Here is a 2,478-nt window from a genome sequence, read left to right as displayed (position 1 = left end):
CGGCGAGGCCGAGGCGGCCCATCCGCCGGGTGTGCTCGTCGGTGAGCCGGGCGAACATCCGCCCCAGCTCCGCGAGGTCGGCGCTCGGGCGGTCCGTGCCGACACCGCCGACGAGCAGCGACGCGAGGGCGTCGCGCTCCACCGCCACCTGCTGCGCCTGCGACAGGGCCTCCCCGACGAGCCGGCGGCCCCACAGGGCGAGCCGGCCGGCGACCTTGGGGTCGTCCTTGATCGCCTCGCGCACGACCTTGACGACGAAGTCCGCCTGCCCGACGTCGGCCATGGCGGAGTGGACCAGCTCCTGCGTGGAGGGGTCCACGTACGCCGCGATCTCCCGGTAGAAGTCGGTGGCGATGCCGTCGCCGACATAGGCCTTGACCAGGCCCTCGAGCCAGGTGCTCGGACGCGTGCGCTCGTGGAAGGCGTCGATGGGCGCGATGAACGGCGCCATCGCCTGCTCGGGGTCGATGCCCATGTCGGCCATCCGCGACACGAGCATCTCGTAGTGCCGGAACTCGGCGACCGCGAGCGAGGCCACCGAGGCCTTGAGGGGCTGGGTCGGCGACATCTCCGCGTCACCGGCGAGGCGCACGAACGCCGTCAGCTCGCCGTACGCCAGCACCCCCAGCAGGTCGGCCACGGCGTCGCGGTAGAGCGGGTCGTCGAGCCAGTCCTGCTGCGTCATGGCGGTCACCCTACAAGCGCGGGGGTCCGTGACCGCGGTGCCACGGCCGGCTCCCGGCCGCCCGACCGCGGGACACGCACGGCCCGGCGATTGGGGTCGGGAGACCGGCCCCCGGTAGAGTGGGGGCGTCACACGGTGCCCGGTCGGCACGAATCTGCCGCGGACCGACGTCCGCGCCCCCACTGAAGACCTCCGATCGGCCCGCAGCGCGCGCCACACAGCAGGCGCCCCGATCGAGAGAACTCCATGACCGACACCTCCACGAGCACCTCTGTGCCCGCCGACGTCACGTTCGCCGACTTCGACGTCCACCCCGACATCGTCGCCTCGCTGGCCGACGCGGGCATCACCTCCCCCTTCCCCATCCAGGCGATGACCCTGCCGGTGGCCCTGTCGGGCCACGACATCATCGGCCAGGCCAAGACCGGCACCGGCAAGACGCTGGGCTTCGGCGTCCCGATGCTGAACCGCACCATCGCCCGCGGCGACGCCGGCTGGGACGACTACGCGTATGCCGGCAAGCCCCAGGCGCTGGCCGTGGCCCCGACGCGCGAGCTCGCCGTCCAGGTGGCCGGTGACCTCGAGAAGGCCGGCAAGCGCCGCGGCATCCGCGTCCTGACCGTCTACGGCGGCCGCGCGTACGAGCCGCAGATCGAGGCCCTGGCCAAGGGCGTCGAGGTCGTCGTCGGCACCCCCGGCCGACTCATCGACCTGGCCAAGCAGGGCCACCTCGACCTCTCGCACGTGCGCTCCGTCGTGCTCGACGAGGCCGACGAGATGCTCGACCTCGGCTTCCTGCCCGACGTCGAGAAGCTCCTCGCGATGACCCCCGGCTCGCGCCAGACCATGCTGTTCTCGGCCACCATGCCCGGCGCCGTGGTCGCGCTGGCCCGCCGCTACATGAGCCAGCCGACCCACATCCGCGCCATGGGCGACGACCAGGAGAACGCCCACACCGTCAAGGCGGTCGAGCAGTTCGTCTACCGCGCCCACGCCATGGACAAGGTCGAGATGGTCTCCCGGATGCTCCAGGCCGAGGGCCGGGGGCTGACCATCATCTTCAGCCGCACCAAGCGCACCGCCGCCAAGGTGGCCGACGAGCTCGTCGACCGCGGGTTCGCCGCCGCCGCGATCCACGGCGACCTCGGGCAGGGCGCCCGCGAGCAGGCGCTGCGCGCGTTCCGCAACGGCAAGGTCGACATCCTGGTCGCGACCGACGTGGCCGCCCGCGGCATCGACGTCGACAACGTCACGCACGTCATCAACTACCAGTGCCCCGAGGACGAGAAGACCTACCTGCACCGCATCGGCCGCACGGCCCGCGCGGGCAACACGGGTATCGCGGTCACCCTCGTCGACTGGGACGACATCCCGCGCTGGGGCCTGATCAACAAGACCCTCGACCTCGGCATCCCGGACCCCGAGGAGACGTACTCCTCCTCGGACCACCTCTACACCGACCTCGACATCCCCCGCGAGGCCAAGGGCCGCCTGCCCAAGGCGCAGCAGACCCGCGCAGGGCTGGCCGCCGAGGAGCTCGAGGACCTCGGCGAGACCGGCAAGTCCAGCGGCCGGCGGCCTCAGGGCGCAGGCGCCCCCGGCGGTCGCGGTGGCCGTGACCAGGGTGGCGCTCGCGACGGTGGCCGCTCCCAGGGCGGCGGCCGCGACGGCGCCCGCGGTGGCGCCGAGCAGCGCGGCGAGGACGGCGACGCCCCGGCGCGCCCGCGTCGCAGCCGCAACCGCCGGCGTACGCGTGGCGGAAAGCCCGCGGGCGAGGCCACCCAGGGCTGACC

The 2,478-nt window shown here is 73.3% G+C and carries 2 protein-coding genes; one reads left to right on the top strand and one right to left on the bottom strand.

Annotated features, from left to right (window positions below):
- Positions 1-685, bottom strand: a 685-nt coding sequence (locus ACFUC1_RS20480) for a ferritin-like fold-containing protein (protein WP_379123138.1), incomplete at its 3' end; no start/stop codon positions are given.
- Between the two features lie 246 nt (positions 686-931).
- Here ACFUC1_RS20480 and ACFUC1_RS20475 point away from each other — a divergent pair.
- Positions 932-2,476 carry a DEAD/DEAH box helicase gene (locus tag ACFUC1_RS20475; RefSeq protein ID WP_379123136.1) on the top strand — a complete coding sequence of 515 codons (1,545 nt, stop codon included), beginning with the start codon at positions 932-934 and terminating at the stop codon, positions 2,474-2,476.
- Positions 2,477-2,478 lie beyond the last annotated feature (2 nt).

This window comes from Pedococcus sp. NPDC057267, assembly GCF_042668795.1.
Lineage (GTDB): Bacteria > Actinomycetota > Actinomycetes > Actinomycetales > Dermatophilaceae > Pedococcus.
This window is presented reverse-complemented; position numbering and strand designations above follow the sequence as displayed.

Excerpts from the sequence above, each read along its gene's own strand:
- ACFUC1_RS20475 (WP_379123136.1), top strand. The coding sequence starts at position 932 with ATGACCGACACCTCCACGAGCACCTCTGTGCCCGCCGACGTCACGTTC.